General features: G+C 57.5%; 25 protein-coding genes. 10 read left to right on the top strand and 15 right to left on the bottom strand.

The window, feature by feature from the left end:
* Positions 1–274: 274 nt before the first annotated feature.
* Entirely contained in the window at positions 275–511 is a 237-nt protein-coding gene (locus tag AUC61_RS09830; RefSeq protein ID WP_243245726.1) for a DUF465 domain-containing protein, read from the bottom strand.
* 81 nt (positions 512–592) lie between these two features.
* Positions 593–1,528, bottom strand: a complete 936-nt coding sequence (locus AUC61_RS09835) for a ketopantoate reductase family protein (protein WP_243245727.1) — start codon at positions 1,526–1,528, stop codon at positions 593–595.
* Positions 1,529–1,728: 200 nt separating this feature from the next.
* On the opposite strand from AUC61_RS09835, the gene AUC61_RS09840 reads away from it, so the two are divergent.
* The 3 genes from AUC61_RS09840 to AUC61_RS09850 all read left to right on the top strand — a co-directional run bounded on the left by AUC61_RS09840 (position 1,729) and on the right by AUC61_RS09850 (position 5,679).
* Complete coding sequence (locus AUC61_RS09840; RefSeq protein WP_243245728.1) at positions 1,729–2,259, top strand: sigma-70 family RNA polymerase sigma factor; 531 nt, start codon at positions 1,729–1,731, stop codon at positions 2,257–2,259.
* Positions 2,256–3,194 carry a FecR family protein gene (locus tag AUC61_RS09845; protein WP_243245729.1) on the top strand — a complete coding sequence of 313 codons (939 nt, stop codon included), beginning with the start codon at positions 2,256–2,258 and terminating at the stop codon, positions 3,192–3,194. The genes AUC61_RS09840 and AUC61_RS09845 overlap by 4 nt, the downstream gene beginning before the upstream one ends.
* A gap of 82 nt (positions 3,195–3,276) precedes the next feature.
* A complete protein-coding gene (locus tag AUC61_RS09850) occupies positions 3,277–5,679 on the top strand; it encodes a TonB-dependent siderophore receptor (RefSeq protein WP_243245730.1) in 2,403 nt (800 codons plus the stop codon).
* Positions 5,680–5,698: 19 nt separating this feature from the next.
* Here the strand turns inward: AUC61_RS09850 and AUC61_RS09855 are convergent, their stop codons facing one another.
* Complete coding sequence (locus AUC61_RS09855) at positions 5,699–7,114, bottom strand: pyridine nucleotide-disulfide oxidoreductase (protein ID WP_243245731.1); 1,416 nt, start codon at positions 7,112–7,114, stop codon at positions 5,699–5,701.
* A gap of 624 nt (positions 7,115–7,738) precedes the next feature.
* Between AUC61_RS09855 and AUC61_RS09860 the strand changes: the two genes are divergently transcribed.
* Complete coding sequence (locus AUC61_RS09860) at positions 7,739–8,086, top strand: hypothetical protein (protein WP_243245732.1); 348 nt, start codon at positions 7,739–7,741, stop codon at positions 8,084–8,086.
* 276 nt (positions 8,087–8,362) lie between these two features.
* Here the strand turns inward: AUC61_RS09860 and AUC61_RS09865 are convergent, their stop codons facing one another.
* Both AUC61_RS09865 and AUC61_RS09870 read right to left on the bottom strand, forming a co-directional pair.
* A complete protein-coding gene (locus AUC61_RS09865) occupies positions 8,363–8,632 on the bottom strand; it encodes a DUF1652 domain-containing protein (protein WP_243245733.1) in 270 nt (89 codons plus the stop codon).
* A gap of 330 nt (positions 8,633–8,962) precedes the next feature.
* Entirely contained in the window at positions 8,963–9,445 is a 483-nt protein-coding gene (locus AUC61_RS09870) for a GNAT family N-acetyltransferase (RefSeq protein WP_243245734.1), read from the bottom strand.
* Between the two features lie 405 nt (positions 9,446–9,850).
* Between AUC61_RS09870 and AUC61_RS09875 the strand changes: the two genes are divergently transcribed.
* Positions 9,851–10,792: a hypothetical protein gene (locus AUC61_RS09875; protein WP_243245735.1), complete on the top strand. Its 942-nt coding sequence runs from the start codon at positions 9,851–9,853 to the stop codon at positions 10,790–10,792.
* Between the two features lie 145 nt (positions 10,793–10,937).
* On the opposite strand, the gene AUC61_RS09880 is transcribed toward AUC61_RS09875, so the two are convergent.
* Positions 10,938–11,777 (bottom strand): DMT family transporter, encoded by an 840-nt coding sequence (locus AUC61_RS09880; protein ID WP_243245736.1) that lies wholly within the window; start codon positions 11,775–11,777, stop codon positions 10,938–10,940.
* 184 nt (positions 11,778–11,961) lie between these two features.
* Here AUC61_RS09880 and AUC61_RS09885 point away from each other — a divergent pair, with 184 nt between their 5' ends.
* Positions 11,962–12,828: a LysR substrate-binding domain-containing protein gene (locus AUC61_RS09885; protein ID WP_243245737.1), complete on the top strand. Its 867-nt coding sequence runs from the start codon at positions 11,962–11,964 to the stop codon at positions 12,826–12,828.
* Positions 12,829–12,934: 106 nt separating this feature from the next.
* Complete coding sequence (locus AUC61_RS09890; protein WP_243245738.1) at positions 12,935–13,927, top strand: alpha/beta hydrolase; 993 nt, start codon at positions 12,935–12,937, stop codon at positions 13,925–13,927.
* Between the two features lie 41 nt (positions 13,928–13,968).
* On the opposite strand, the gene AUC61_RS09895 is transcribed toward AUC61_RS09890, so the two are convergent.
* The 5 genes from AUC61_RS09895 to AUC61_RS09915 all read right to left on the bottom strand — a co-directional run bounded on the left by AUC61_RS09895 (position 13,969) and on the right by AUC61_RS09915 (position 17,655).
* Positions 13,969–14,400 (bottom strand): HhH-GDP family DNA glycosylase, encoded by a 432-nt coding sequence (locus tag AUC61_RS09895; RefSeq protein ID WP_243245739.1) that lies wholly within the window; start codon positions 14,398–14,400, stop codon positions 13,969–13,971.
* A 10-nt stretch (positions 14,401–14,410) separates the two neighbouring features.
* Positions 14,411–14,584, bottom strand: coding sequence for a hypothetical protein (locus AUC61_RS09900; protein ID WP_243245740.1), 174 nt, complete (start codon positions 14,582–14,584; stop codon positions 14,411–14,413).
* A gap of 67 nt (positions 14,585–14,651) precedes the next feature.
* Positions 14,652–15,065 carry a RidA family protein gene (locus AUC61_RS09905; RefSeq protein WP_243245741.1) on the bottom strand — a complete coding sequence of 138 codons (414 nt, stop codon included), beginning with the start codon at positions 15,063–15,065 and terminating at the stop codon, positions 14,652–14,654.
* Between the two features lie 164 nt (positions 15,066–15,229).
* Positions 15,230–16,600: a GntT/GntP/DsdX family permease gene (locus AUC61_RS09910; RefSeq protein WP_243245742.1), complete on the bottom strand. Its 1,371-nt coding sequence runs from the start codon at positions 16,598–16,600 to the stop codon at positions 15,230–15,232.
* Positions 16,601–16,746: 146 nt separating this feature from the next.
* Complete coding sequence (locus tag AUC61_RS09915; protein ID WP_243245743.1) at positions 16,747–17,655, bottom strand: LysR family transcriptional regulator; 909 nt, start codon at positions 17,653–17,655, stop codon at positions 16,747–16,749.
* Positions 17,656–17,781: 126 nt separating this feature from the next.
* On the opposite strand from AUC61_RS09915, the gene AUC61_RS09920 reads away from it, so the two are divergent.
* The 3 genes from AUC61_RS09920 (at position 17,782) to AUC61_RS09930 (ending at position 20,784) form a co-directional block, all read left to right on the top strand.
* Positions 17,782–18,483: a CoA transferase subunit A gene (locus AUC61_RS09920; RefSeq protein ID WP_243245744.1), complete on the top strand. Its 702-nt coding sequence runs from the start codon at positions 17,782–17,784 to the stop codon at positions 18,481–18,483.
* A gap of 67 nt (positions 18,484–18,550) precedes the next feature.
* Entirely contained in the window at positions 18,551–19,207 is a 657-nt protein-coding gene (locus AUC61_RS09925) for a CoA transferase subunit B (RefSeq protein ID WP_122666416.1), read from the top strand.
* 158 nt (positions 19,208–19,365) lie between these two features.
* A complete protein-coding gene (locus AUC61_RS09930; protein ID WP_243245745.1) occupies positions 19,366–20,784 on the top strand; it encodes a short-chain fatty acid transporter in 1,419 nt (472 codons plus the stop codon).
* A 50-nt stretch (positions 20,785–20,834) separates the two neighbouring features.
* Here AUC61_RS09930 and AUC61_RS09935 read toward each other — a convergent pair whose 3' ends face one another.
* The 4 genes from AUC61_RS09935 to AUC61_RS09950 all read right to left on the bottom strand — a co-directional run bounded on the left by AUC61_RS09935 (position 20,835) and on the right by AUC61_RS09950 (position 23,961).
* Positions 20,835–21,377, bottom strand: a complete 543-nt coding sequence (locus AUC61_RS09935) for a MarR family winged helix-turn-helix transcriptional regulator (RefSeq protein ID WP_243245746.1) — start codon at positions 21,375–21,377, stop codon at positions 20,835–20,837.
* 97 nt (positions 21,378–21,474) lie between these two features.
* Positions 21,475–22,041 (bottom strand): YbhB/YbcL family Raf kinase inhibitor-like protein, encoded by a 567-nt coding sequence (locus tag AUC61_RS09940; protein ID WP_243245747.1) that lies wholly within the window; start codon positions 22,039–22,041, stop codon positions 21,475–21,477.
* Positions 22,042–22,162: 121 nt separating this feature from the next.
* Positions 22,163–23,098 carry a 2-hydroxyacid dehydrogenase gene (locus AUC61_RS09945; RefSeq protein ID WP_243245748.1) on the bottom strand — a complete coding sequence of 312 codons (936 nt, stop codon included), beginning with the start codon at positions 23,096–23,098 and terminating at the stop codon, positions 22,163–22,165.
* Between the two features lie 53 nt (positions 23,099–23,151).
* Positions 23,152–23,961, bottom strand: a complete 810-nt coding sequence (locus AUC61_RS09950; protein WP_243245749.1) for an MOSC domain-containing protein — start codon at positions 23,959–23,961, stop codon at positions 23,152–23,154.
* Between the last annotated feature and the right edge of the window lie 138 nt (positions 23,962–24,099).

Consider the following 24,099-nt stretch of genomic DNA (forward strand, 5'->3'; position numbering starts at 1 on the left):
TGGGTTGCTCGGCATGGATGCCGAGCGAGCGCTCTTGGGCCATGGATGGCCCGTCGGCGCATGCCTACACCACGGTAATGGAAGGCGGAACCCCCGCAGGGCGGGGGCTGACGTCGCGATAAATGGTTCCCCCCCTTTGCCAAAACAAAGGGGGTCGACCGCCAGGGCGAAACCAGGCTAAATCGCGCCTCGATACAGGCAACATCACCCACCATTCGAAGCACCGGTTGATTTGCCCTCAAAGTGATTTGCCCTCAAAGGACAAAACTCTGGCCTACTCCGGAGATTCGATGCGCTGCACAATCTTGTCCTTGATCAGAAGCCGCTTCTCCTTGAGTTTCTTCAAGTCATCGTCATTGATACCGGAACCGGACTCGGCCGTAAGCACCTCGCTATCAATCTGACCGTAGTCGCTCAGCAACTGAGTGAGCTTCTTGTCTTTGCTGCTGCGCTCCGTGACCTGCTCACGAGTGAGTTTGAGATCCGCGTATAAATCGTGCTTGACCGGCATGGCATACCTCTTTGACGGCAATGACTCGTAGAATTATGAAGCCAGGCATTAGCGAAGGTTCGCAGTTTTTTATTTTGGCCATCATGATTGCTCACGCAAACGACGTGCCTCGTACGCTTTTAAATTCGTATAGACAAAGCCCAGTACCGACAACTGCGCCATCGGCTCCTCAGAATCGCGACGGACTACCAGCTCACCCAGCACTTGCTCAACTTCAATCGGCATGCTGCGCTCCATGTCGCGCAGCATGGAAGCACTCAACGGTGACCCCGCAGTTGTCAGCATCGCCAGATAACGCTGACGAATCGCCTCTTGCACCGGATACCCCTGAGCACTCGCAATGGCGCAACATTCAGCGAACAACTTCAGCACCAGTGGCAAACCCTGTGCGTCCAGCACGTCTCCAAGGCTGGCACGCATCGACGCCGTGATCCCGGCGAGGGTTGCGATAAAGCACCACTTATCCCACATGTCCTGAGCAATATGCTGACTGAGGCTGGCCTCAAATCCGGCATCGGCAAGGGCTTCTGCCACTCGCAGAATACGTGCAGTAGACTCGCCATTCAGTTCGCCGAACGACAGCTGATGCTTGTCGTTAAGGTGCAAAATGGCACCCGATGCATCACGATCCACAGAAATAAGACACTGGCCACCCAGCACATTGGCCGCATCGAAACGCTCGGCGAGGCGAGTCAGATGCGCCATACCGTTAAGCAACGGCAGTATCAACGTCTCGGGCCCTACCGCTGCCGCAAAATCCTCCATGGCGTCATCGAGGTTGTATGCCTTACAGCTCAGCACAATCAGATCGTATGGGCCGTAAAGCATAGGGGCCAGCACGCAAGGCGGTGACGGGTAGACAACATTGCCCTGTGGGCTGCGGATGACCAGGCCATCGCGCTGTAACTCATCCGCCCGGGCCGCGCGCACCAGGAAGTTGACATCGCGTCCCGCCTCCAGCAAACGTCCGCCAAAATAGCCGCCAATTGCCCCGGCTCCCACGATCAGGATACGCATTGATATCAACCTCCTGTGATGCAATTGCACGCTTGCAAAACTGCACGCGTCAGTGGGTTCACAGCACCAGAAACACTCAGCGTAGAAGATGTTACAGCGAGTCTCAATGCGAGTTGCACGCAGCACAACGTAGACACGGGTTGCATTGACGATAGCTAATCGTCATCATTTGATAATAATTGTCATTAGCACCTTTACCCATGACTCTCCCTTCTCCCGACGCCCAGCAACTGACGATGCGTAATCGTGTCCTGCGCCAATTGTTCGGTGAACATCACAGCTGGTTACTGTCCCGCCTTCGCGCGCGACTGGGCTGCCGTCATGATGCAGACGACATGGCGGCGGAGACTTTCGCTCAAGTCGTGGCGCTGCCCGACCCATCCGGTATCAACGAACCCCGTGCATTGCTGACAACCATCGCCAAACGGCTGGTGTTCGCCAGTTGGCGTCGCCGGGATCTGGAACGTGCCTATCTGGAAAGCCTGGCCAGGCAACCGTTTGCCTATGAGCCCTCTGCAGAAGAACAGGCTCAGGCGCTGGAGGCACTCAGTGCACTGGATCAGATTCTGGACGGGCTGTCGCCGATCGGGCGAAGTGCTTTTCTGTACAGCCAGCTCAACAACCTGACCTATGCCCAAATTGGCCAGCGTCTGGGCATTTCTGCACCTCGGGTTCACCAGTACATCGTTAAAGCGCTGGGCCTGTGCTATCTCGCAATGGAAAGCCGATGAGCAGCAGCGCTTTGCCCCCCGAAGTCAAACAGGCCATTGAATGGGCTGCACTGCAACGCTCCGGGCATATGAGCGAGGCTGACCAGCAACATTTTCAGCAATGGTTACTGCACAGCGATGAAAACCGTCAAGCCTGGCACAAGCTGGAGCAGCGACTGGGGACTCTATTCAGCGATCTGCCTGACGTATCGCATCAGGTACTGAGCAACGCAGGCACGAGTCGCCGTCACCTGCTGCGGGGAGCACTGGGCGTGGCGGGCATCGGACTGGGCGCCTGGTGGCTGCAGCGGGCCGGACTGCTTCCGGGGATGGGCAATGATCTGCAAAGCGGTTTCGCTCAGCGCCGCCCATTCGTACTGGAGGATGGCAGCCGGGTTGTGCTCAACGCACAGAGCCGTGTCGATCTGGCACTGAGTGCTCGCGAGCGCAGGTTGATCCTTCGTGAAGGCGCTTTAAGCATTCAGGTGGCAACAGACCCGTCCCGCCCGTTGATTGTGCAGACAGCCTTCGGGGAAATCCGGGCATTGGGCACACGCTTCAGCGTCACGCAGCGCGAACAGAACGTTCACGTATGGGTTCAGGAATCCCGCGTGCTGCTCACAGCACCTGGAGGTGCTCGTCTGGAACTTGCCGCCGCTCAGGGCGCATTGCTTGACCATTCAGGCGTGCGGCAGCTTGACCCGCGTCAGGCTGGCGAAGGGGTTTGGGAAGATGGTCTGCTGGAAGTTCATGATCAGCCGCTTGGCGAAATAATCGAAGCATTGCGCCCTTACCGACGGGGCGTCTTGCGCATCAGCAACGACGCTGCGGCCTTACGGGTCAGCGGCGTCTTCCCGCTGGACAATAGCGATCAGGCGTTGCGTTCACTGCAAGAGGTCCTGCCCATCAAGGTCGAGCAGCATTTCAACTGGTGGACACAGTTGAGCCTGCGTTAAAAATATTTTAGCCGCCCCTTAATATCGACCCCGCTCGCGTCACATAGCTGACATCGACTATCCCAGAGGGGAAATTGCTGTCATGCACCGCCCACTTCGCCTGACCCTGACGCCGTTGACGCTAGCCCTGAGCCTGACTGCCTTGCACAGCATGGCCGAGCCCGCACAAAGCCCGGCGGCACAACAGCAACTTATCGACTTCGCCCTGCCGGCCGGTCCTCTTGATGCAAGCTTGACCGCCATCGCCCGACAGAGTGGCCGTGGCATCGCGTTCAATGCGCAACTGACCCGCGACCTGCGCGCACCCGCGTTCAATGGCCGATACAGCACCGAGCAAGCATTAAGTCAGGTCCTGCAAGGCTTGCCCTTGCGACTGCACACCACCGCGAGCGGGACTTTCAGCATCGAGCCGGTTGTGGCCAGTCAGGCAGTAGAGCTGGAAGACATCAACGTCAATGGCCAGGGCTATGGCCAGGATGCGTGGGGCCCGGCCCATAGCAAAGTGGCGACCAACAGCGCCACCATGAGCAAGACTGATACGCCGTTGCGGGAAACACCTCAATCCATCTCGGTCATCACTCGCGAAGAGCTGACATCACGCCAGCACGACAGTCTGGCCGATGTCCTCAACTACACCGCCGGGCTGGTCAGTCAGCCAAATGGTTACAGCCGGGTTGCCGACGACTATCGGCTGCGGGGCTTCGATATTGGCCCGCGCACCGGCAGCGTGTTGCGCGACGGGATGAAGATGCAGAGCACCCAGTTTGAGGGTGGGCAGGAACCTTATGGTCTCGAACGTGTAGAGGTTCTCAAGGGCGCGTCTTCCGTACTCTATGGCCAGCTCGCGCCTGGCGGGATAGTCAATACCACCAGCAAACGACCGACGCTGGAGCCCTTGCACGAAATCAACGTCGAATATGGCAACAACAACCGTAAACAGATTTCCACCGACCATAGCGGCCAACTCGATACTGAAGGTCGCTTCAGCTATCGCCTGACAGGCCTGTGGCGTGACAGCGGTACGCAGTTCGACGAAATTGATGACGACAAGCAATACATCGCTCCGGCCCTGACCTGGCAAATCGACGACGACACTCGCCTGACGCTGCTCGCCACCCACCAGCGGACACAGACAACCCTGACGCCGCCCATCCAGTACAACCTGACCACCTTCAGCGCTACGCCGGGCTACAAAGTGCCTTACGATCTGTTCCCGGGCGAGCCCGGATACGACGACTACGATGGCACGCTGCAAACCTTCGGGTATCTGTTCGAGCGCCACCTGGGCGACGACGTGCAGTTGCGCCATGCCTTGCGCTATTACGAATCCCGCGCCGACTACGACTACATCACCCTGAACAGTAGCCGTATCACCGGACCGAATCTCTCCAGCCTGTCACGCACCTATAATTCTCGCGAAGATGTATCCACCGGCTGGACCAGTGACACCAGCGTGCAATGGAATATCGACAGTGGTCGTTGGCAGCACACGCTGCTGGGTGGCGTGGACCTTTACCGCAAGACCTATGACAGCCATCGCTTCAGCGGCAATGCACCGGCATTGAACCTGGCCAACCCGGTTTACGGCAATTTGCCGCAAGTCAACACCGCCACCGATCGCGGCTCGGATCTGCACAGCGAGCAGTTCGGGGTCTACCTGCAGGAGCAGGTCAAGTTTGACGAGCATTGGGTCGGGCTGTTCGGGCTACGCCAGGATTGGGCCGAAAACAACACACTGAACTACAGCAATCAGTCCCGGGCCAAGGTTCGCGACAACAAGACGACCGGCCGTATTGGCTTCGTTTACCTGGCCGACAACGGTCTGGCGCCCTATATAAGCTACAGCCAGTCCTTCCTGCCCTCGGCCGGAACCGATAGCGAAGGCAAGGCATTCTTGCCCACCGAAGGCGAGCAGTACGAAATCGGCATCCGCTACCAGCCTCCGGGTCGCGAAATCATGATCAGCGCCGCTGTTTATCAGTTGACGCAAAAAAACGTCATCACCTCCATCCCCGGCTCGGACTTCGATGAGCAAACCGGCAAGGAGCGCAGTAAAGGCTTCGAGCTTGAAGCCAAGGCACAACTGACACCGATGCTGGCCCTGAACGCGTCTTATGCTTACACCGACGCCCATATCATTGCCGACAACGATCAGAGCCTGGAGGGCTCACGTATTGAAGGGACGCCTTATCACAGCGCAGCACTCTGGCTCGATTACCGCCTCGCCGCACTCGGTCTGCCCAAGGTGACCGTCGGCTCTGGCACCCGCTACAACGGCACCACACACACCACGCCCAGCATCAGCGACCGCAAGATTCCGGCTTACACATTGTTTGATGCCAGAGTCAGCTACGAAGTGGACGCCAACTGGCAAGTCAGCGTAAGAGCGCAGAACCTCAGCAATGAGCGCTACATCTACTGCGCGAACTCCTGCCGCTACGGTGACGAACGTAGCGTGGTCAGTTCAGTGAGTTACAAATGGTAGATTTTTGCCGATGGCACTGTCAGCCTTGCGCTGCGACCAGCTCCGGAAACAGAAACGGCAAGCGCTGCGCCAGGCTGCGATCATGGCTCGCCGTTTCCGCTGGGGCTTGATGCAAGCGCGTCATGAGCGCCTCGATCACTGATCGGGACGCATCATTATGAAATTGCCAGACGCCGTAAATCCGTCCATCGAATGACGGCTCGCTACCCAGGCGTTCATCAGCCGCCAGGCCTGCCCCGATCCCGAACAGGTGCAGGCCATGCATCCGCTGCCCCGTCGCATCCAGGGGGCAACCCGACAGATCAGAATCAATACCACCTTTCACCTGACGCAACGTGATTGGCATACCATCCGGGTCGCTGAAGAGCGGCAAGCGAGGCTGGTACCCGGTGCATTGCACGACAACACTGGATTCAGTCAGCGCCTGAGCCGCCTGCTCATATTCTCCCGGTGCCCCTCCTTGAACCTGATGAGCGCAGACCCTGACTCCGGTTTTCCCTGCCCAGCCACGGGCCAGCACTTCGCGCCCTATATCGAGAGCCCTGTAACGCAAACCGCTGGAGCGATTGACCCGCCCGGATACCGGACACACATCACGCACCGGATGAAAGGCATAACCCGCAGCCACCGCAAGCTCAGCACTCTCGAAGAAAAGACGGATGGCAGACCGATGCACCAGAGTGATCTCTTTGAGACCTGCGAACTCCAAAGCATCAGCCAGGTTTTCCAGCATGGAAAAAGCGCTGTGAGACCCGCCGACCACGGTAATCCTGCCTGATGCCGCCAAAGCCGGGGCGAACACTTCACGCAGCTGCACCGCATTCATGCGCAGTAACATGTCGGAGCTCATGATGGGGATCGACGCAGGCAACGTCAGCCCTTGATCAGCCAGACCTTCGCGCAAATAGTCAGGATTCTGCTGACCACCGAAGTTCAATACCAGGGTTCTGCTGCGGATGCGGCGTGTGCGTCCTTCGTTCTCGACCCAGACCACGAATTCATCGCCCTCCCGGACCACCTCGGTCACGGTAGTGCTGTGCCACAATTTCACGCCGTAGCGCTGGACAATAAAATCCAGCATCAGCTTCGACGCCTCTGCCAGCAACTCACCGACATCTGACAACTGCGGCGCGCTATGCGCCTGGCGACGAATCCGCCAGTAAGTGGGCGAATGCTCCAGTGGGCCGAAGACATCTCGCAGCGCAGGGTCACGCAGACAGTCGAGAAAGACATCGCCCACCGAGTTGGCGGTGATTCGATAATCACCCAGGCTGCCTGTCCCCGGGCTGGCACTGGAGTCGACGATAATCAGCCCGTCGCGCGCCAGATCGGGCAGTGTTCCGCTCTTCAGAGCGTTGAACAAAAGCCCCATGCCCGCAGGCCCAGCCCCCGCCACGACACAGCCGCAGCTGGTTTCCAGATAGTCTCTAAGCATAGTGAGGCTCCTTTAATCAATCGATGCGTGAGATCGCGTTTAACAAAACGGGCAGTGGGTTGATTCAAACGGTTGATACCCGCGTGGGCAGTACGACATTTAGAACGTACACAGCTGGAACCCCTGACTTGATAGCCGGGACGCAGGTTTGAGTGGGGCGCAGTTAGACGCTTGTCAGCAATAACGACGAAGTCGTTGTAAGACAACGCTACCGCAGGGGTTCTGTCCTGAGGGTGAGGAGGAAGCGAAGGAAGGAGACTTAAATGAACACCGCAGGGGTGAACGAATAATTTCAAACATCAGTCACCGTGTCAATTTTCTGATTATTATCAGAAATCTATATTTTGCAACTCCAAGATATTGATTTAAATACTGATTATTTTTTGACGACGTTAAACAGCCAGTATTTATACCGACCATGAGAATTTACACTCATTTAATTATCAATGCCCTCGCTCACCCGCGCGTGAAAAGAGAGCGCCAGCATCTTGGCGACGCTTGGATTTACTGCACCCACCTATCCATTGTCAGCTGATGTCCGATGAGCGGTGCACACCTTGATCTGCAACGGCAGAACTTATCCGTCGCAACAGGTATCAATGTCTACAGAAGCCAACAAGCCTGATGGATGTAGAGGTCAATATGAACGCCGGAAAAAACAACCGCTCAGGCATTGCCGAGATCGATTACTCACGCGACACCCTGTTTGGCCCGGTGCCGATGCAGGCAACCTGCCGCGTCAGACTGGCGACCGTGGAGCAGGACGGGCGAACCTTGCGAGAGCTGACCATCCTGGGGGAAGTGCCAGACTATTTACTCAAGTCAGCAGTAATCAGGGTGGCGCTGGAAGGGAACATCGAGGCTGGGCCGATACGGGATTATTTCGAAACCAACGGCAGCGGAATGAATGGCACCGGTGAACAACCTTTCAGGCTTTTGTTTGAGAACGAACACCGTCGATCCCTTCACTAAGTTATCGTACAACATACTTCTCCCGTGCACCGGCGTGCGCGGGAGAAAAGCTATATCATTGAAATGCTAAAATTTTAATACTTTGAAAAACATTAAACTTGCATGATGAAAAAAGCATGCTGACCAAACTTGATCTTTTGCATTCAGGCAACCTGCCCCCCATACGTCTACCTGAGTTAAATTTCGGGCATATAAAAGCCGCCATTCAAGACTTTGATAAAGTCCGACAAGGCGGCTTAGCCAGCTGTGACCTCAAGACACATTCACCTGACGCGTTCAGACAGCGATACGGGCCTTGGCGTGATGGTGACGGGTATGCGCCAGATCGTAGCGCAGTTCCGCGACCAGCTCGGATATGTCGCGCGTCGTGTTGAGGCGGTCCAGAGAGATCCCCGTGACTAACAGCTCCACCCGCTCAGAATGAGGGTCGACTATCTGTACGGTCATTGCGGAATCAGGCGATACGGTGCACGTGCAACGCAGGGGCAGAAAAGCACTCTCGACAATACTTCTTAGTTCGAGGGTGGAAAGTCTATACGCAATCATGTCCTTCTCCTTTTTCATCTTACGCGTGGCTAAATCCTGCCACGATGGACATACACATAAAGGCGACACCGGTCTTCACTATCGCCAGACAACTGTCGTCAATTAAGTGAGGGGCTGATTATTTATACGCCTCGCACCACGGTGAAGCAATAACGATTTCAATGCTCTTTTTTAGCCTGCAAAGAAGCAAACCTTATATACAACAGAAGAAACGTTTCACTTAACTACCTTCATCACTCCCTGTACATGACTTGTATCAATAATACCGCCTGCGCATGGGTTACCTATGCCCGTCAGCCCCGGTTTAGCGACTGACGGACAATGTCGTCTTCAGCCATCATTACGCGGCAAACGCAAATGGATCAGCGCCACTCGTCCACCCTGCTTGTCACGTCGCTCGTCGATGGCATAGGGCCGAAAGCCAAGCTTGGGATAAAACAACAGACCCGGCACATTATGGTTGTAGCACGATGCTGTCATTTCGCTAGCCTCATGCTTGTCAAAAGCCAATTCCATCATGCACCCGATCAGATAGCGCCCTACCCCTCGCGAGCGCGCCTTGGGTGAAATGATGACATTGCCTAAAGAACAACGACCACGGAAATCACAGCGTGAGAAATTGGCATACCCCACCACCTCGCCATCCATTTCGATCACCGTCGAATCAGAATGATTATGCAAGGCGTCGATCAATTGTGGAGGCGTCAGCGGCCAGGTCGCGCGCGGAAACATGTAAAACAGTTCATCGACGTTTTGTGGCAAGGCACACACGGTGGGGATGTCTTTTTCTTCCAGGGGGCGGTTCAAGAACATGGGGCAGTGACCTCTTGAAGAATGAAAATAACAAGCGCTTGAATACTATATGCGAACTATCCATCCCTGCACGACTGGCACTGACAAAAATCCGTCACTGAAACCACCTGACCGCATACGTGTAACGAAGAAGAACCGGTGAACAGTTAACAACGTTGACCTGCAGGTTATTACGCTTCCTGCACTTCAAGAAAATAACGCAACTCCTTGATGCATCAATAATTCCTGCTTCATGCAGAACGCCTGTAATAAACGCTCGCGCCTTGCAAAATGCATGAATCAAAAAACACTGTTTTTCTCTAACCCAATGAATCAAATAGGATTTAATTTAATTCAGCTTCTGGCATAACCACTGCAACTGTTTGAGGGAGGCTGTAACAAAATCCTTCATGGAGCAGAAAAATAATGATTTCATCCGCTGATACTTTCCCCTCTGCCGCGCAAGATTCCTCCAATCACTCAGGTGTGTCCTGGGGGGCAATCTTTGCTGGTGCCGCCGGTGCCGCTGCGCTTTCCTTAATCCTTATATTGCTGGGCTTCGGCTTGGGCTTTTCGGCGGTGTCGCCGTGGGCCAATGAAGGCATGAGCGCAAAGAGCCTGGGTATATCGACGGTCGTCTGGTTGGCGCTGACCCAGATCGTCGCCTCAGGGCTGGGTGGTTACCTCGCCGGCAGGTTGCGGGTGAAATGGGCCAATCTGCATGGTGATGAGGTGTATTTTCGCGACACCGCTCACGGCTTCCTGTCGTGGGCCATCGCGACACTGGTAGCCGCAACGCTGATTGCCAGCTCGGTCAGCAGCATTATCGGGGGTGGCGTTCAGGCGGGTGCCAGCGTGGCTTCCGGTGCTGCAGGTGCCGTGACTCAGGTCGCAGGCAGCGCTGCCAGCAACAGTAACGCCAGTGGTCAGGACTACGGCTATTACATTGACAGCCTGTTCCGCGATGATCGCCCCGCTGCCGTCAGTGATGACGCTGCGCATGGCGTAGTGCTGCGCATCTTCAGCCGCACCCTGAGCAACGATGGGCAAATGAGTGCTGAAGATCGTACCTATCTGGCGCAGATGATTGCTCAGCGTACCAACCTCAGCCAAGCGGATGCCGAGCGTCGTGTCGACCAGGTTTATGGCCAGGCTCGTCAGGCACTTGAAGATGCCAAAAAAGCTGCACAGGAAGCTGCTGATACCGCCGCCAAAGTCGCCGCAATGACTGCACTGTGGACATTCGTCTCGCTGCTTTGCGGTGCGTTCTTCGCAAGCTTCGCTGCGATTTACGGCGGCCGTCGTCGCGACGCTGTGACCTATCTGGACGACAGCGCTTACACCACTACTAGAACAACGGCTCTTTAAGCCAAGGAGAACGACTATGCCTTCCATCCTGCTGTGGTTACTCGGTGTTCCGATCCCGGTCATCATCCTGATTGCGATCCTGATGTAACGGATCAGGCCCAGGCCGCCTCCCCTCAAGGGCAGGCGGCTTTTTTATGCGCCGACGTCAGCGCCTGCGCAAGAACGGCAGACCGATCAAGGTCAGGGCGACGCCCAGCAGAGCAGCGCCATGCAGAGGATCGTCAAACTGCACAAAAGCCCACAGCATCGTTGCTGGCGGTGTTAGAAACAACGCACCGCTGACGGTCTGGACATTGAAACGCTGCACACACAGCCAATAAAAGCCGTAGCCGCCCAAGGTGGCGAATATGACCAGCCACAACACGGCCAGGCCGAAATCGCTGACCATCACCGGCACGATGCTGCCCTCCCACATCGCCAGCGCGGCGAAAACGGGCAAGGTGGCCACTGCCTGGATAAACAATGCAGTGAACGCAGGAACCGGGACTGCAGCGGACTTTTTCTGATAAATCGTCGCAGCCGTCAACGACAGCACCGCCAACACCGGCAAGCCGTACGCCCAGAGCGGCGCACTGGATAGCTCGATACTCGCAGCACTAGCAATCAACATCCCGACAATGCACAGCGCAACCCCTACCCATTGCCAGCCACGGGTGCGCTGCCCGGGAATCAGCCCTGCGGACAACACAATGCTCAGTGGCAGCAAGTTGGCAATCAGCGAACTGGTCCCCGGCGCCACACCTAGCTCGATAGACAGTGCAATCGCTGCGATGAAACCGGCAATACCAAAAAGCCCTACCAGCATCTGCTGCCGCACTACCCGCCAGTTGAGCTGACGCAACGAACCCAGCACCAGCGGGCACAGTAACAACGCCATCAGCACAAACCTCCAGAACGTCACCAGCATGACACCGCTGTGCTCGGAGGCATAACGGTAGCCGATGAACCCGGAGCTCCAGCTCAGCACCATCGCGGCTAATAGCAAACTGCTTACCCAACGGGATCCAGAAACCGCTCTTACTTGCTGCTGAGCTGTTTGAACCGATATTTCTACCGTCTGGCCGTTCATCTGGCATCCCCTGTTGCATTGAATAAGCCTGATGGTAAGAATGGCCAGGTACTTCAATCAAACGAAATGATCAGCATTAATGATGCAGGATTTATAAATCATGCAAAGCACGCTGGATATTGATCTGCTGCGCACCTTCCAGGCCGTAGTCCGTTTCGAACAGTTCCTTGCGGCAGCCACCTTTCTCAACCGCAGCCCTTCGGCGGTAAGCCTGCACATACGGCGTCTGGAAGAGATTACCGGTGGGCGATTGCTGGAACGGGACAATCAGAACGTTACGCTGACGCCTCTGGGTCGGCGTTTCGCCTTGCAAAGCGCCGAACTGTTACAGGCACACGATCAGCTGCTCGCAGGTTTCCGCTCGCCGACGATCAGCGGCCGGGTACGACTGGGTATTTCCGAAGAGTATGCGGCAGCCTTGCTGCATAGCACTCTGGCGCCACTGACCAGCGGCTATCCGCAGATCGAACTCGAAGTTGAAACCGCGTCCAGCGGCCGACTTATTGATCAACTGCAACGGGGTCAACTGGATCTGGCCCTGCTGGTAGTCCCCATTGATGCGAGCAGCCCGGATCAACCGCTGAAAACTTTTGGCACCACTGAGCCGGTGTGGGTAGCTGCCCCTGGCTATCAGCTACGTGCCGACAAGGCCGTGCCACTGGCGCTGCATGGCGAAGGCTGCCCTTACCGCAGCGTAGCGGTCGACGCCCTGAGCCGGATCGGCCGCGCGTGGCGCACGGTGGTCATGTCGGCAGGCTCCAGCGCACTGGAAACAACAATTTGCGCAGGCATGGCGGTCGGTATCATCGACCGCAGCCGGGTCAGTGCACAGATGCGTATTCTCGGTGCGGAAGAAGGCTTGCCGCCATTGCCACTGCACCGCCTGCAACTGGTCAAGGCTGCGGGAGAGGCAAGCGCCGCCTGCGACATATTGATAGGTCTGATCAGCGATCACTTCCGCCCCTGAAATATGACCGGCCGGGTCCGCAATATCCTGTAACCGATCAAACAATCGGTATCATGACAACGTCGTTACAGTCAGCCTTTAGCTTGAAAGTCGGGGGAAGTAATCCATGGCCATTTTTTCTCTGGCTCGTATCAGGGCGCGCTGGCTCACCTGGACCTGCATGCTGATGTTCATCATTGGCCTACCCGTAGGCTGCTCCGTACTGCAGCACACGGAGCGCGAACTGGTATTCCGCATCGAGCCAGGCACTGCCAGCTGGTACAGCGGGCTGCCGGCCAACGTGCAAGAGCTGGAGCTCAAAGCCCCGCAATTCGGTTTGTCGCAAAGCATTCACGGCTGGTGGTGGCCCGCCAACCGCAAAGATGCTCCCGCCGTGCTTTATCTGCATGGATCGCGCTGGAACCTGACCGGTCAGTTGTTTCGTATCGAAGAACTGCACGCCCTGGGCTTCTCGGTACTGGCCATCGATTACCGCGGTTTCGGCGAAAGTCGTGGCTCCTTGCCGTCAGAGAGCACCGTGTATGAAGATGCGCGAATTGCCTGGGAACGCCTCAAGCTCCTACAGCCCGACGCCAGCCGTCGCCTGATCTACGGGCATTCACTGGGTGGTGCGGTAGCCGTGGATCTGGCCGCCGAACTGGGCCGCGATACGCGGGACGGCACGCAACCGGCTGAGGCTCGCGGGCTTATCATCGAATCCACCTTTACCACCCTGGCCGATGTCGCTACCGCAGTCGCCAATGATTACACCTCGCTCCCGGTACGCTGGCTGCTGTCGCAGAAATTCGACTCCATCGACAAGATCGCCGACATTCACATGCCGCTGCTGATCGTGCACGGCACGGATGACCGTTATGTCCCCCCTCGCTTCAGCGAAGAGTTGTTTGCGGCCGCTCAAGAGCCGAAGAAACTCTTGCTGGTGCCCGGAGGGACTCACAACAACAGCATGCGGATCGGGCGCCAAGCCTACAGTCAGGCGATTCAGGCGTTGCTGAAATCCGGGGCGGCCCCAGCAAACGCGGCGATGCAGCACACTCTACCCGCGAAACAACCAGCGTCCAGTCAGGACAGCAGCCTGCGCAGTAGCAACGCATCGTGAGCTGCGTGCCCACTGACCGTGTTATCGAAGATGCACCAAGGTCAATACAAAACCTCACCGGCTTCGCGCATGAAGATCTCGATGGTCTTGGGGCCTACGCCGTCAAATTCACCTAGACGCTTTTCGAAATCTGCCCGACTGTCACTGCGAGCAGCGACTTGCGCAATCTTCCCGGCATATTCCTCGGTGAGTTTTTTCGCCAACGCGGCAAGGCGCGTGGCGGTGGATTCGTCGTAGCGCACATAATGAGCTTCGCCGAGCATTGCCACCAATTGACGGTGGGACTTGCTCGCAAGCTTGCGGGGGGTATCACATCCATGTTGATCGACAATCACCCGGTACGCCTGCGCAGCAATGTCAGCCTGAATACGCTTACCCATCAGAAAACTGGCGATAAACCATTTGAACAAGGCAACGTCGTCGCCCTGCTTCAGATCGACCGCCAGATCACGAGCGGTAACCACGTTGCCCATAGTGCCCGCCTCAGCTCGGCTTGTCTGAGGCGTCATCGCCCGCTACATCAGGGTCATTGGGCTCGACTTCATTGATATCCGCATCGCGAACATCGTTATCGTCGGCGCTGGATTTCCCGTCGGACTCACCGGGTTTGAGATCAGGGGCTTGCGCTGGATGGCTGTCTACAGGTCGTGTGCTCATGACTTCCTCACAGGATCATTTGATGATTGACCCTGTTTCGGCAGCAGCTTTGTCCCGAGAGTTCGGTCTATTGGATCATTGGTTTCTGATCGCGTTGAACGGCGATGCACTTGATCTCAAGCAGAAGCCCCGGAACCGCCAGTTCCGATACGCCGATGGCCGTCCAGGCACAAAGCCCACGGGGAAACAGACGCTCTTTGACGTCACGGAAAACAGCCATGTGCTCGCTCATCGCCACGTGATAGGTGGTCATCTCCACCACATCCTCGAAGCTGCAACCGCCCTCGGCGAGCACCGTGCGCAGGTTTTCCCAGCAGGCAATGAATTGCTGTTCAGGGTCATGAATGACTTCAAGTTCGGGCGTACGCCCAATCTGGCCCGCACAATACAGCGTGCCTTGAACCTTGACCGCCGGAACATACCCCGCACGCTCAACGATATTGCGCATGGAGGGCGGAATGATGATTTCGCGGTCTGGCATGGATTTACCTGTGAGTGTGATCGCTGGATAGCAGTGGACTATAAGGTTCGTGCAATCACACAGAACCCTGTGGGAGCAGAGCTTGCTCGCGATGAACGATTACACGATATGCCTGATACACCAATGTGCCTGCAAGCACCGCTCCCACAGAGACCGCAGCAGCCCTACGTCAACCACCACCACAACAGCAGCGTCCCCACCAAACCCACTACCGAAACAATGGTCTGGAGTACCGACCAGACCCAAATAGTCTGCTTCAACTGAAGACCAAAATACTCGCGGACCATCCAGAAACCTGCGTCGTTGACGTGACAGAAGAACACTGAACCTGCGCCAATCGCCAGTGCCACCAATGAACTCTGCGTCGCAGCCAGGCCCGCCATCATCGGCGCAAGAATGCCAGCGGTCGTAGTGGTTGCGACGGTCGCCGAGCCCGTGGCCTGACGCAACGCTACGGCGATCAGCCAGGCCAGCAGCAGATACGGGATATGTGCGCCCTCTGCCACTTTACTGATGGTCTGACTCACTCCGGCGTCGAGCAACGTCTGCTTGAGACCGCCTCCCGCACCGATGGTTAACAGCAGCACGGCAATCGGTGCAAGGCTTTTGCGCAGCGTGCCATTCACGTGATCGCGCGTCAGGCCATTGGCCCAGCCCAGACAAACCACCGCCGCAATCACCGCAATGCTCAACGCGACCAGGGGTTCGCCGAGAAACTTCAGGGTCAACGCCAGCGAGCTGTGCGGGTCCATCAATATCTTGGCCAGCGTACTGCCCAGCATCAAGATCACCGGCAGCAGAATAATCAGCAGCGAAATTCCGAACCCCGGCTGACGGGTTACGTCCGGCTTAGCCGAAAACAGCTCGCCCAACTCAGCCGGTTCCTTGATGTCCATGCGTCTGGACAACCAGTTGCCGTAAAGCGGACCGGCGAGAATCACTGCCGGGACTGCAATGCAAAAACCCAGCAGCATGGTCAGCCCAAGGTCGGCATGCAACGCGCTGACTGCGATCAATGGTCCCGGATGCGGCGGCATGAGCGCGTGCAACGTCGTCATGCCAGCAAGGGCCGGAATCGCGATTTTCAGTAAAGGCTGATCAGAACGTCGGGCCATGACAAAGATGATCGGCACCATCAGTACCAGGCCGACTTCGAAGAACAAGGGCAGGCCAATGACCATCGCCACCAGCGCCATCACCCAGGGCAATGAACGCCCTTTGCCAAACCCTAATAGCGTCGTGGCAATCCGGTCAGCTGCGCCCGACTCCGCCATCAACGCGCCGAGCATGGCACCCAGGGCGATGATCAGGCCAGCCTCGCCCAGAATGCCACCCGCCCCTTTGCTGAAGGCCTTGGCGACTTCTTCAGCAGGCAGGCCCGCCCCGATACCGGCAATGAATGTGCCGATCAGAATCGAGAGAAAAGGAGGAAGTTTAGTGGCACTGATCAGCACGATAATCGTGGCAATCGCGACCAGGCAACAAATAATCAGGCGGGTATCGTGCACAAGCCAGGCAGCAGAAGATACATCCAAGGCGCTCTTCCTTATCGTCGGTTCCGCAGTCGTATCACCACGGAAACATTTAGTTGTAATTACCCGACACGATACCGTAACGCTTTGCTTGCAAATGTGAAGTTTGTGACAGTTTCAACGCCTGACGATTGAACACCCCCCTTGAGCTAGACACCCACCAAGCCCGGAACCTGGGATTGTGCGTACTCGATCAGCACCTCACGCAGGGCCTGCGCAGCGGCAGACAACTTGTGGTCAGCGAGCATCATCAGGCCAATCGGGCGCTCTATCGTCGGTTCTGCCAAAGCGATGCAACGGGCGCCCAGTTCGTGCATTTGCTGGATACAGAGCGAGGGCACCGCACTGACGCCCAGACCACTGGCGACCATGCGACCAATCGTTGAAAGCTGGTGACTTTCAAACGCCACGGAAAGTTTGCCGTGTCGGGCCTGTAGATGATGTTCCAGCAGCAAGCGCACTGCCGATGGGCGCTGCAAGGCGATGAAGTCCTCCTGCAGCAACTCTTGCCATGTCACTTGCTGACGCTGTGCCATGGGCGAGTCCAACGGCACCACGGCGACAAAGCGATCGGTATAAAAAGGCGTGAACACCAGGGAGTTGCTGGACTCCGGTTCAAAGCCGATACCCAGTTCGACCCGGCGATGACGCACCATCTCCAGCACTTCTTCGTTGATCAAGTCATGAACGGCCACGTTGACGCGTGGGTAGCGGCTGCGAAAAACCTTCAGCGCACCGGGCAGCAAATTACCGGCAAACGACGGCATGGCGGCCACCGACACTTTGCCCAGTTGCAGCGTAAAACGCTGACGCAGCAGTTCTTCGGCGTTGTCCCAGTCAGCGAGCAGTTGCCGGGCCAGCGGCAGCAGGGTTTCGCCCTCCGGCGTCAGGCTGACCGTGCGCGTAGTACGGCTGAGCAACTGCCCGCCCAGGTCATCCTCCAGACTCTTGATGGTCAGACTCAACGCGGGTTGCGACACATGCAGCCGCTCCCCTGCCTGAGCGAAGCTCAAATGCTGCGCCACGGCCAGAAACGCCCTTAGCTGTTTGACGTTCATATATTTGCTTTTCTTATTAATTGATCAGAAAAACAAAATTAACAAATCACTGCCTCCGAGAGAAGATGAGCCAACGCTCCCCCGACGGCCAGACCGTCGATCACAACTATAAAAGGCGGATCAATCATGGCTGGACTCGACAAGCGAGTAGCGACTTATCAGGAAGCCCTCGCCGGGCTGACCGACAACATGACGGTGCTGTGTGGCGGCTTCGGCCTGTGTGGCATCCCGGAAAATCTCATCGCTGAAATCAAACGTATGGGCGTCAGAGGCCTGACGGTGGTTTCCAATAACTGCGGCGTTGACGGCTTTGGCCTGGGCATCCTGCTCGAAGACCGGCAGATTCGTAAAATGGTCTCCTCCTACGTCGGCGAGAACGCCCTCTTCGAACGTCAGTTGCTCAGTGGCGAACTGGAGGTCGAACTCACCCCCCAAGGTACCCTCGCGGAAAAAATGCGCGCAGGCGGTGCCGGTATTCCAGCCTTTTACACCGCTACTGGCTACGGCACTCCCGTGGCAGAAGGCAAGGAAACCCGCCAGTTCAATGGGCGCAACGTGATCCTCGAAGAGGCCATCACTGGCGATTTCGCCATCGTCAAAGGCTGGAAAGCCGACCATTTCGGTAATGTGATCTATCGTCATACCGCACAGAACTTCAACCCGGTCGTAGCCACAGCGGGCAAGATCACCGTGGTCGAAGTCGAAGAGATTGTTGAGCCTGGTGTGCTGCTGCCTTCGCAGATTCATACGCCAGGTATTTATGTTGACCGGGTCATTCTCGGCACTTTCGAGAAGCGCATCGAACAGCGCACCGTCAGAAAAGCCTGACGCAAGCCGGCTCCGGATGCTGTCTCGCACAGGCAGCGGCACAAAAACAACAAAGAGACTTCAGACCATGGCACTTTCCCGCGAACAAATGGCTCAGCGCGTCGCACGCGAACTCAAAGATGGCTACTACGTGAACCTCGGGATCGGCATTCCGACCCTTGTGGCCAACTACGTCCCCACCGACATCGATGTCATGCTCCAGTCGGAAAACGGCCTGTTGGGCATGGGCGAATTCCCCACTGAGGAAACCATTGATGCCGACATGATCAACGCTGGCAAGCAGACCGTTACTGCACGCATCGGCGCATCGATTTTTGATTCCTCGCAGTCCTTCGCAATGATTCGCGGTGGCCATGTGGACCTCACCGTTCTCGGCGCTTTCGAAGTCGATGTGGAAGGCAACATTGCGTCGTGGATGATCCCCGGCAAACTGGTCAAAGGCATGGGCGGTGCCATGGACCTTGTGGCCGGGGCCGACAACATCATCGTGACCATGACTCACGCCTCCAAGGACGGCGAATCCAAACTGCTCCCCCGCTGCAGCCTGCCACTGACCGGCGCTGGTTGCATTCGCAAGGTGCTGACTGATCTGGCCTATCTGGAAATCGAGAATGGCGCATTCATCCTGCGCGAGCGCGCACCGGGTGTGACTGTCGAAGAGATCATCGCCAAGACCGCTGGTAAATTGATCGTGCCGGATGATGTGGTCGAGATGAGTTTCTGATCTGTAGCCAAGCGTTTTAACCGCATACCCACTGTAGGAACTGCCGAAGGCTGCGATCGCGGAATGACTGACACCCGCGATCGCAGCCTTCGGCAGTTCCTACAGTGGGTATGCGGCAACGATTCAACTATCAATAATAAATACAAGAGGACATCCCTGTGGCCGCTGATATCGAAGATAGCCGCTCTGCCCGTTTTGCCTTGCGCTGCGCCAAATGGGCGGAGCGCTGGTTTCCCGATTCCTGGGTGTTCGCTGCGCTCGCGGTGGTCATCGTCACGGTTGCCACTCTGGCCATGGGCGCCAAACCTGCCGACGCAGCGAAGGCGTTCGGTGATGGGTTCTGGAGTTTGATTCCGTTCACCATGCAAATGGCGTTCGTGGTCATTGGCGGCTATGTGGTAGCCAGCTCGCCTCCCGCAGTAAAACTCATCGACCGGCTGGCACGCATCCCTAAAAACGGTCGCTCGGCCGTGGCTTGGGTCGCGCTGATTTCCATGGTCGCGTCACTGCTCAACTGGGGGCTGTCGCTGGTATTCGGCGGCCTGCTGGTGCGCGCCCTCGCCCGCCGCACCGACCTGCGCATGGACTATCGCGCCGCAGGTGCAGCGGCTTATCTCGGGCTAGGTGCGGTATGGGCGCTGGGGCTCTCATCCTCAGCCGCGCAATTGCAAGCCAACCCCGGAAGCCTGCCACCCTCGATCCTGGCAATTACCGGCGTGATCCCCTTCACCGAAACTATCTTCCTTTGGCAGTCCGGCGTTCTGTTGGCGGCACTGGTCGTCGTTTCCCTGGTGGTTGCCTACGCCACGGCACCGGGCCCGAACAGCGCCAAAGATGCAAAGGCCTGCGGCGTCGATCCGTCGTTCAGCATGCCAGAGCTGCCTGCTCGCACCCGTCCGGGCGAATGGCTGGAATACAGCCCGTTGCTGATCATTCTGATGGTGGTACTTGCATCAGGATGGATCTTCAACGAGTTCTCCACCAAACCGGCGATTACCGCGATTTCAGGCCTGAATACTTACAACTTCCTGTTCATCATGGTCGGCGCATTGCTGCACTGGCGTCCGCGCAGCTTCCTTGATGCAGTGACGCGAGCAGTACCGACCACCACCGGCGTGCTGATCCAGTTCCCGCTATACGGCTCGATCGCAGCGTTGATGACCACCGTCAAAGGCACCGACGCGCAGACCCTGGCGCACCATATTTCCACCTTCTTCACCAGCATTGCCTCCCATGACACCTACGCGCTGTTGATGGGCGTGTACTCGGCAGTTCTGGGTTTCTTCATTCCTTCGGGCGGTGGTAAATGGATCATCGAAGCACCCTATGTGATGCAGGTCGCCAACGACCTTGAATACCATCTGGGCTGGGCGGTACAGATCTACAACGCTGCTGAAGCGCTGCCGAACCTGATCAACCCGTTTTACATGCTGCCGCTGCTGGGCGTGCTGGGCCTGAAGGCGCGCGACCTCATCGGGTTCTCGTTTGTGCAGCTACTGGTGCACACACCGCTGGTGCTGTTCCTGCTGTGGATTCTGGGTACAACCCTGGCGTACATCCCGCCGATGCATCCGTAGCACGGTCCTTTTCGCATGTTCTGTAGGAGCTGCCGAAGGCTGCGAAGCATTCATCCCGGTATACCGCGATCGCAGCCTTCGGCAGCTCCTACAGGCCGTGTATCTGGCGCGCCATCGCCATAATCCAGGGCAGCAACCTTGGCCAGCAGCTCGCGCAGCTCACACGCCTGTTGCTGACCAAGAGAGGTTTCGAAACACAGCTGGGCCTGTTCCCAAAGCGCCTGGGACTCCAGTAATTTGTCCAGCCCGGCCTGGGTCAGACACACCCGTCGGCTGCGTTTGTCTTGCGGGTCGACTTCCACCGAAATCAGCCCCTCGCGCTCCAGCGGCTTGAGATTTTGCGCCAGCGCAGAACGGTCAATAACCAGAATGGCCGCCAGCTCAGTCACCGCAGGCGCCTGATTGCGCGCCACCTGAATCAGAATCGAGCGCTGTGTCGAGCGCAAACCACAGGGTGCCAGAACGGCGTCGTAAAGCTGTGATATGCGTCGCGTGGCCTTGCGCAGACTGGTGGCATGACACAGCACCCGCGGTGCAATACGGAGGCTTTCGGGTATCTGCAGCGCGACTATTGGCGGCGGGCTCTGGCTCATAAAGATTCCTGCACGAATGCGTCAATCAGGTAACTGCAAGCGGACAATGCTGGCATATTCGCGCTCCCGGCAACAGACGCTCCCCAGGCACACGGTATCAGGCACGCTCATGAATCCCGTCGAGTCGACCGCGGCCGATCACTGCGCCGTCGATGGCCTTTAGCAACTGGCTGCGATTGGGCGGGCTGTCCAGTTGCAGTTGTCGATCCAGCGCCAGCAACTGGAAGCTATAGCGATGCGGGCCATGGCCGGTCAAGGGTTGCGGTCCGATATACGTCGCACTGCCGAACGTAGTAAGCCCCAACGTGAGCAGGCCGCGTGAAGCACTGCTCAAGGCCCCGACCGGCAAACCTGTAAGGTCCGGCGAGATCCCCACGGCAATTGCATGCACGAACGCAAAAGGCAACGGCGCATCAGCATCTTCGATGACGAGCACCAACTCCCGGGTGCCGGGTGGCACTCCCTGCCACTCCAGTGGCGGAGACAGGTTACCGCCCTTGGCCGAACCGACGTGGGACAGCGGGATCTGTGCCATCGAGACAAATGCCGGACTGCGCACGTCAATGACCACCGGCGAAAACGCCACTGCCTTGTGATTCCAGATCAGCTTGTTCTCGGAAGCGCCACGCCCGCGCAATACTCGCCCCAACAAACGGCTCAGCATCCTGACTATCCTCGGTAGATCCACTGGACATTGAACAGGACGATAGCCCGCTGAGGGGATTTAAAAAAGTGATTCGCGCCTGGCGGCTAATGATTAAAAAAGCGCCAACGGCGCTTTCAGGTCAACCGAGCACCGGCGTCAACACGGGCTTACCCGCAAAGAACGCCAGTAAATTATCCGCGACCATTTGCACCGTCGCCTCGGATGCCTCCGGCGACAGACCACCCACATGTGGCGTCAGCACGACATTGTCGAGCGCTTTCAGCGCGTCGGGCACCAACGGCTCGTCGTCGAAGACATCCAGCGCCGCACCGGCAATTCGCTGCTGCTGCAACGCGTCAACCAGAGCAGCGGTATCAATCACACTGGCACGCGCGATGTTGACCACGAAGCCTTGCGGCCCCAGCGCGTCCAGCGCCTTGCTGTCGATCAAGTGCCGCGTACCACCACCGCCTGGCGTAGCGACAATCAGAAAGTCGCAAGCACTGGCGAGTTCGAGCGGCGTTGCGCAGTAGTCGAAATCAACGTCGGTACGCGGCTTGCGATTGTGATAGCTGATAATGATGCCAAAACCAGTGGCACGCCGGGCGATAGCCAGGCCGACGGCACCGAGGCCCAGAATCCCAAGACGCTTGCCCTCGAATGAGGGGCGCGTCACCTTGCGCCATTCACCACGACGCACTGAAGCGTCAGCCTGAGGAATGTCCCGCACGATGGACAGGAGCAATGACATGGCGTGATCCGCCACCGTCGGTGCGTTAACTCCTGCACCGTTGGTGACGGTGATGCCCCGCGCTTGTGCCGCAGCAAGGTCAACATGCTCGTAACCCGCGCCGAGCACGCAGATAATCTGCAAATGCGGCAAGGCGGCAATTTCATCTGCATACAACCCCAGCGGCCCACGGGTCAGCACCGCGGTGATTTCCTCGCTGCGGGTCGCGATGGCGTCTGCACGGCTGGCAGGCGTCGGCGCGAGGATCAGTCGATAGCCACTGTTTTCAAGAATCGGTAGATATTCGTTGACGCTTTCGACCAGCACCAGAACGGTAGTTGTCATGCAGGGCTCCGAAAAAACCATGAAAAAACGGACGATAACGCGACGGAGTCGCCCTACTCCAGCACCGTCACCGGCATACCGACTTCGAGAATGCCCGGACCATCATTGACCATGTTCTGCCCGAACCAGACGTCACCCTCGCGCTCGCGGTAGGTCTTTAGTGTGGTCAGAGGCTCGCGATCAGCGTTGCGCTCACCGGTGGCTGGGTCGATGGTCGTCAGGATGCAGCGCGAGCAGCCCTTGAGCAGACGGAATTCGATATCACCGATACGAATGCGCTTCCAGCCGTCCTCGGCGAAAGCTTCTGCTCCCTCCACGACCAGATTCGGCCGGAAACGCAGCATTTCCTGAGGGCGTCCAATCTTCGCCGACAGATCGTCCAGGGACGCCTGACCAATCAGTAACAACGGGAAGCCATCGGCAAAACCGACCCGGTCTTCGTTGCGGCCATAGCCACTCGGCATGCTGCGCGCACGATCTGCTGGCACATGCACCATACGCGTTGGCTTGCCAATGAATTCGCTGACCCAACGAGCCGCCTCGTCGCCAGCATCCGGCACGCGCAATGTATCGCGCCACACGGTAACGCCGCGCAGGGTCTGTTCGAGATTTTCAGGAAGAGGAATATCCTGCGCCGCAAAGCCTGGCGCCTCCAGTGTCACGCCACCCTGGGCGTTCCACAGCACCGACAATTGAGACATGTGCGGCAAGGCGCGCTGGGTCAGAAAGCGGCCGCTGGCTTCATCCACCAGCATCCAGCGTCGATCACCGGTCATGCCCAATTCGTCAAACGACGCCTCTTGCAAGACTTCGGCCTTGCAGGATTTGAGCGGGAAACGATAAAGCGCGCTGAGGTGCAACATGGCCTGTTCCTTGTTCGACCGAGATCACTGGAGTTGTGACCGCCGGAATCGTGAAGGCGACAAGCTTATACGAACTTGATCGTTGCGAGGCAGGACAAACGCACCAGCGCGCAGATCAAGCCTGCGCCTGGCACGTTC

This window comes from Pseudomonas maioricensis (assembly GCF_022790535.1).
Lineage (GTDB): Bacteria > Pseudomonadota > Gammaproteobacteria > Pseudomonadales > Pseudomonadaceae > Aquipseudomonas > Aquipseudomonas maioricensis.

Coding starts and splice junctions, on each gene's coding strand:
- AUC61_RS09830 (WP_243245726.1), bottom strand. CDS start 511: ATGCCGGTCAAGCACGATTTATACGCGGATCTCAAACTCACTCGTGAG.
- AUC61_RS09835 (WP_243245727.1), bottom strand. CDS start 1,528: ATGCGTATCCTGATCGTGGGAGCCGGGGCAATTGGCGGCTATTTTGGC.
- AUC61_RS09840 (WP_243245728.1), top strand. CDS start 1,729: ATGACTCTCCCTTCTCCCGACGCCCAGCAACTGACGATGCGTAATCGT.
- AUC61_RS09845 (WP_243245729.1), top strand. CDS start 2,256: ATGAGCAGCAGCGCTTTGCCCCCCGAAGTCAAACAGGCCATTGAATGG.
- AUC61_RS09850 (WP_243245730.1), top strand. CDS start 3,277: ATGCACCGCCCACTTCGCCTGACCCTGACGCCGTTGACGCTAGCCCTG.
- AUC61_RS09855 (WP_243245731.1), bottom strand. CDS start 7,114: ATGCTTAGAGACTATCTGGAAACCAGCTGCGGCTGTGTCGTGGCGGGG.
- AUC61_RS09860 (WP_243245732.1), top strand. CDS start 7,739: ATGGATGTAGAGGTCAATATGAACGCCGGAAAAAACAACCGCTCAGGC.
- AUC61_RS09865 (WP_243245733.1), bottom strand. CDS start 8,632: ATGATTGCGTATAGACTTTCCACCCTCGAACTAAGAAGTATTGTCGAG.
- AUC61_RS09870 (WP_243245734.1), bottom strand. CDS start 9,445: ATGTTCTTGAACCGCCCCCTGGAAGAAAAAGACATCCCCACCGTGTGT.
- AUC61_RS09875 (WP_243245735.1), top strand. CDS start 9,851: ATGATTTCATCCGCTGATACTTTCCCCTCTGCCGCGCAAGATTCCTCC.
- AUC61_RS09885 (WP_243245737.1), top strand. CDS start 11,962: ATGCAAAGCACGCTGGATATTGATCTGCTGCGCACCTTCCAGGCCGTA.
- AUC61_RS09890 (WP_243245738.1), top strand. CDS start 12,935: ATGGCCATTTTTTCTCTGGCTCGTATCAGGGCGCGCTGGCTCACCTGG.
- AUC61_RS09895 (WP_243245739.1), bottom strand. CDS start 14,400: ATGGGCAACGTGGTTACCGCTCGTGATCTGGCGGTCGATCTGAAGCAG.
- AUC61_RS09900 (WP_243245740.1), bottom strand. CDS start 14,584: ATGAGCACACGACCTGTAGACAGCCATCCAGCGCAAGCCCCTGATCTC.
- AUC61_RS09905 (WP_243245741.1), bottom strand. CDS start 15,065: ATGCCAGACCGCGAAATCATCATTCCGCCCTCCATGCGCAATATCGTT.
- AUC61_RS09915 (WP_243245743.1), bottom strand. CDS start 17,655: ATGAACGTCAAACAGCTAAGGGCGTTTCTGGCCGTGGCGCAGCATTTG.
- AUC61_RS09920 (WP_243245744.1), top strand. CDS start 17,782: ATGGCTGGACTCGACAAGCGAGTAGCGACTTATCAGGAAGCCCTCGCC.
- AUC61_RS09925 (WP_122666416.1), top strand. CDS start 18,551: ATGGCACTTTCCCGCGAACAAATGGCTCAGCGCGTCGCACGCGAACTC.
- AUC61_RS09935 (WP_243245746.1), bottom strand. CDS start 21,377: ATGAGCCAGAGCCCGCCGCCAATAGTCGCGCTGCAGATACCCGAAAGC.
- AUC61_RS09940 (WP_243245747.1), bottom strand. CDS start 22,041: ATGCTGAGCCGTTTGTTGGGGCGAGTATTGCGCGGGCGTGGCGCTTCC.
- AUC61_RS09945 (WP_243245748.1), bottom strand. CDS start 23,098: ATGACAACTACCGTTCTGGTGCTGGTCGAAAGCGTCAACGAATATCTA.
- AUC61_RS09950 (WP_243245749.1), bottom strand. CDS start 23,961: ATGTTGCACCTCAGCGCGCTTTATCGTTTCCCGCTCAAATCCTGCAAG.